The 4,573-nt window shown below is 72.2% G+C and carries 4 protein-coding genes; all 4 read right to left on the bottom strand.

The window, feature by feature from the left end; translation table 11 throughout:
• Positions 1-159: 159 nt before the first annotated feature.
• From hemF to CSC62_RS17015, 4 genes are read right to left on the bottom strand one after another with little or no spacing between them, the layout of a single operon-like run.
• Complete coding sequence (gene hemF / locus CSC62_RS17030) at positions 160-1,092, bottom strand: oxygen-dependent coproporphyrinogen oxidase (protein WP_162407874.1); 933 nt, start codon at positions 1,090-1,092, stop codon at positions 160-162.
• Positions 1,093-1,135: 43 nt separating this feature from the next.
• A complete protein-coding gene (locus CSC62_RS17025) occupies positions 1,136-1,699 on the bottom strand; it encodes a hypothetical protein (protein ID WP_162407873.1) in 564 nt (187 codons plus the stop codon).
• 25 nt (positions 1,700-1,724) lie between these two features.
• The gene (locus CSC62_RS17020) at positions 1,725-2,162 is read right to left on the bottom strand and encodes an NUDIX hydrolase (RefSeq protein WP_162407872.1); all 438 of its coding nucleotides are present in this window, start codon (positions 2,160-2,162) and stop codon (positions 1,725-1,727) included.
• Positions 2,159-4,450, bottom strand: a complete 2,292-nt coding sequence (locus CSC62_RS17015; RefSeq protein ID WP_425502050.1) for a S9 family peptidase — start codon at positions 4,448-4,450, stop codon at positions 2,159-2,161. Before CSC62_RS17015 ends, CSC62_RS17020 begins: the two co-directional genes overlap by 4 nt.
• Positions 4,451-4,573: the final 123 nt, after the last annotated feature.

Raw genomic sequence — 4,573 nt, 5'->3', positions numbered from 1 at the left:
CACCCCTGTCTGTTCGCCGGCCGCTTCAGTTTTTTTTATGCCCCGCGCCCCCTCCGCCCCCCCCGTGCTCGCCTGGGCTTTTTATTTCCGCCCGGGGAGTTCCCCGAAACCCGCCGGCCGACCCTCCGGCCGGCGCGGCGGTGTCGGCAGGTGTCTTGGTTACTCGCCCAGCCCGAGCCAGTCGCGCGGCACCAGATAGTCGCGCAGGCGCGCTTCCGGGCTGTCGGATTCAGGTTGATAACCGTATTCCCAGCGCACCCGCGGCGGCAGGCTCATCAGGATCGACTCGGTGCGGCCGCCGCTCTGCAGGCCGAACAGGGTGCCGCGGTCGTAGACCAGGTTGAACTCGACGTATCGCCCGCGCCGGTACAGCTGGAACTCGCGCTCGCGCTCGCCGTAGGGCGTGTCCTTGCGGCGCCCGACGATCGGCAGGTAGGCGTCGAGGAAGCCGTCGCCGACCGCGCGCAGGTAGCCGAAGTCGCGCCCGAAGTCGCCGTGCAGGTCGTCGAAGAACAGCCCGCCCACGCCGCGGGTCTCGTTGCGGTGCTTGAGGAAGAAGTAGTCGTCGCACCAGCGCTTGTGCGCGCGGTAGCGCTCCGGGCCGTAGGGCGCGCACAGGTCCGCGGCGGTGCGGTGCCAGTGCTCGACGTCCTCGTCGAACGGGTAGAACGGGGTCAGGTCGAAGCCGCCGCCGAACCACCAGGCCACCGTCTCGCCATCGCGCTCGGCGCGGAAGTGGCGGACGTTGGCGTGGGTGGTCGGCAGGTAGGGATTGCGCGGGTGGAACACCAGCGAGACCCCGGTCGCGCGCCAGGAGGCGCCGGCCAGCTCCGGCCGGGCGGCGCTGGCCGAGGGCGGCAGGCGCTGGCCGGAGACGTCGGAGAAGCCGATCCCGGCCTGCTCGAACACCGCGCCCTCGCGCAAAACCCGGGTGCGGCCGCCACCGGCGTGGCTGCCGCTGCCGTCCTCCGGGGTGCGGGTCCAGGCGTCCTCGTCGAAGCGGGCCTGGCCGTCGGCGGCCTCGATGGCGGCGCAGATCCGGTCCTGCAGGCCGGTCAGGTAGTCGCGTACGGCGTCGAAATTCGGGTCCATGCCCGCATTCTAGCCGGCGACCCCGGGGGGCCCTTGATCGCGATCAAGCGCCGGGGCGGCGGAATTCGTCGCGTGCCGGGGCGGTGCACAGCTTCCACACGATCCAGCCGTGCAGGCCGGCGAAGGCCAGCGCGCCGAGCAGGCCGCTGCCGTAGGAGAGCATCCGGCTGGCCTGCATCTGGGCCAGGAATTCGCGGCCGTCGGGGGTGTCGAGCATGTCGGCCGGGAACATCGCCAGCATCGTGTCGAACACGTGGCCGATCGCGGCCAGGCCGGCGAAGTTGAGCGCGGCGGTGCCGACCAGGAAGGCGATGAAGGTCCAGCGCGCCCATTCCTGGCGCTTGAGCAGGCCCCAGGACGCGGCCAGGAACAGCAGGGCCAGCGCCAGCCCCAGCAGGGACAGGCCCAGCCGGTGTTCCAATGCCCAGATCACGCCGGCCGGCACTTCGGGCTGGGCGGCGAGGCGGGCGACGGCGCCATCCGGCAGCAGCAGGGCGCCCAGCGCCTGCAGCAGGGACCAGGCCACGCCCAGGCCGGCGACCACCAGCGAGAGCTTGGCCATCACGGTGACGAAGCCGGCGCGGGGCAGGGGAGGCGGTGCGGTCATGGGCGGTCCTTGCGGTGGGTCCGGCCTATTCTGCCGCCCGCGCCGCGTCGGCGTCGGGACGGTCGGCATCCGGCAGCCGCGGCAGGATGTGGCCGGCGCTGAGCGGCGCCACCAGGACCGGGAACGGCGGCCGCGGCGCGATCCAGGCCAGCTCGGCGATCTCGGCCTGCGCCGCCGGGGCGCCCTCGACCTCGACCGCGAACACCTCGGCCCGGACCCGGCGCCCGGGCTCGTTCACCGCCGCGTCCTCGAACTCGCCCAGCGCCACCGCGCTGCCCGGGCGCAGGCGCACGCCCAGTTCCTCCTCCAGCTCGCGCGCCAGGGTCGCCAGGCTGTCCTCGCCCGGCTCGCGCTTGCCGCCGGGCTGGATGAACACCGCCGAGCCCTGCTTGCGCACCAGCAACACCCGGCCGGCGTCGTCGCGGATCACCGCGGCGACGGTGCGGATCGGCTCCGGGCTCACTTCAGGGTGCGCTCGAACAGCCGCAGGATGCGCTTGTACTCGTCCAGCCAGGAGTCGGCGCGGGTGAAGCCGTGCCGTTCCAGCGGGTAGGGCGCGATCTCCCAGTCGTCCTTGCGCAGCTCGATCAGCTTCTGGGTCAGCACCACCGAATCGCGGAAGAACACGTTGTCGTCGATCATGCCGTGGGCGATCAGCAGGTGGTCCTGCAGGCCGTCGGCGAACTCGATCGGCGAGGAGCGCAGGTAGGCCTCCGGGTCCAGCTCCGGGGTGTTGAGGATGTTGGACGTGTACTCGTGGTTGTACTGGGTCCAGTCCACCACCGGGCGCAGGGCGGCGCCGGCCTTGAACGTGCCCGGCGCGCGGAACAGGGCCATGAAGGTCATGAAGCCGCCGTAGCTGCCGCCGTAGATGCCGGCGCGGTCGCGATCGCCCTGGCGCTGCGCGACCAGCCAGTCCAGGCCGTCGAGGTAGTCCTCCAGCTCGGGGTGGCCCATCTGCCGGTAGATCGCGGTCCGCCAGGCGCGGCCGTAGCCCTCGCTGGCGCGGTAGTCCAGGTCGAGCACGAGGTAGCCGCGCTCGACCAGCAGCTGGTGGAACATCTGCTCGCGGAAGTAGTTGGGCCAGCGCTCGGACACGTTCTGCAGGTAGCCGGCGCCGTGCACGAACATCACCACCGGGTATCTGCGGCCCGGCTGGTAGTCCTTTGGGCCGTAGAACTTGCCCCAGATGGTGCCGGCGCCGTGCTTCGACGGTACCTGCACGTATTCGGGCGCGATCCAGTCGCGGGCCTTGAACGCCGCGGCGCGGGTATCGGTCAGCACCCGCGCCGGGCCGCCGGCGGCCGGCGCCACCGCCAGCTGCGGCGGCAGCCAGCTGTCCGAATAGCGCAGCAGCAGCTGGCGGCCGTCGGGCGAGAGGCTGAAGTCCTCCACGCCGTCGAGCGCGGTGAGCTCCCGCACCTGGCCGCTGGCCAGGTCCAGGGCGCAGACCTCGTAGTCGCCCGGCCAGGCGCGGTTGCACAGGAACAGGAAGCCGCCGCCGTCGGCGGCGACCACCGGCGAGGAGGCCTCCCACTGGCCCGAGGTGCGCTGCCGCGGCTTCTCCGCGCCGGCCTGGGTGTACAGGTGCGAATACCCCGATTCCTCGGACAGGAACCACAGCGTGCGGTTGTCCGGCAGCCAGCCGAAGTCGTTGAAGTTCCAGTTGATCCAGGCCGGATCGGTGAGGCGGTGGCGCGGCTGCAGCCTCGCCGCCTCCAGGTCGACGCCGGCGATCCAGCGGTCCTTGTTGTCAACCGCGCGCAGCATCACCGCGCCGAGGCGGCCGTCGTCGCTCCAGCGGACCGCCGGGCCGGATTCGCCGCCGGCCTGGATCGGGCGCAGGCCCTTGAGCGGCTCCTTGCCGGCGGCCTTGCGCAGGGCCGCGAGTGGATCGGTCGCGATCCCGGGCAGGGCGTCGGTCTTCAGCTCGCGCACCCGGCCGTCGTCGGCGTCGACCAGCCACAGCGTGTGCGGGGCCGGATCCTGGCGGCCGACGCGGGTGCGCACGTCCTCGAACTCCTCGTAGCCGGACTCGGTGACGTAGGTCGGCATCCTGCCTTCGCGGCCTTCCTCGTAGCCCTTCTTCTTCGTCACCACCAGCAGGTGGCGGGCGTCGGGCGAGAGGCTGCTGTCGACGATCTCGACCTCGTCGCCGAGGAACGCCGGCGCCGGCGCGCGGGTCGGATCGGCGCGGCGCCAGCTTTCCTCCTGCGCGCGCTGCGCCTCGCGCAGCTCGCGGTCGCGGCGCAGGGTGGACAGGGTGCGCAGCTGCTGCCCGCGCAGGGAGTCGTCCTTCGGCCGGGCGTTCGGATCCTTCTCGGCCTTGAGCGAGGCGACCTGGACCGTGCCGCCGTCGGCATGCCACAGGAACCAGTCGTGGCCGGCGCGCCAGGTCACCCCGCCGTCGGCGGCGAAGCGCGGCTGCGATTCGGCCGCGCCGGTGCGGGTGAGCTGGACCAGGGCGCCGCTGCCCAGCTCGCGCAGGAACACGTCGCCGTTGCGGACGAAGACCATCCGCCGGCGCGCGGCGTCGTAGACCGGATCGGGCGCGTCCAGGCCGGCGCGCTCGGCGTCGGCGACCTTGTGCAGGGCGCCGCCGGCCACCGGTTGGCGCCAGGTGTCGCGGATGCTGCTGCCTTCGCGCTTGAGCTGCAGCTGCGCCTCGCGGCCGTCCCAGCTCCACCAGGCGCGCTCGACCGGCGGGCCGATCCAGTCCGGGTCGGCCATCGCCCCGTCCCTTTCACACACCTGACGCTGCCGCCGAACAGAGAGGGGGGGGAGAGCGGTGTGGGTCTGGAATGTAGAAACACAAACACTGACCAAGCTTCGATGCGCAGCGACGGACAAGAAGACGGGGTAGCAGAATATGAA

Source organism: Pseudoxanthomonas jiangsuensis (assembly GCF_010093185.1).
In the GTDB taxonomy this organism is placed as follows: Bacteria; Pseudomonadota; Gammaproteobacteria; order Xanthomonadales; family Xanthomonadaceae; genus Pseudoxanthomonas; species Pseudoxanthomonas jiangsuensis.
This window is presented reverse-complemented; position numbering and strand designations above follow the sequence as displayed.

Excerpts from the sequence above, each read along its gene's own strand:
- hemF (WP_162407874.1), bottom strand. The coding sequence starts at position 1,092 with ATGGACCCGAATTTCGACGCCGTACGCGACTACCTGACCGGCCTGCAG.
- CSC62_RS17025 (WP_162407873.1), bottom strand. The coding sequence starts at position 1,699 with ATGACCGCACCGCCTCCCCTGCCCCGCGCCGGCTTCGTCACCGTGATG.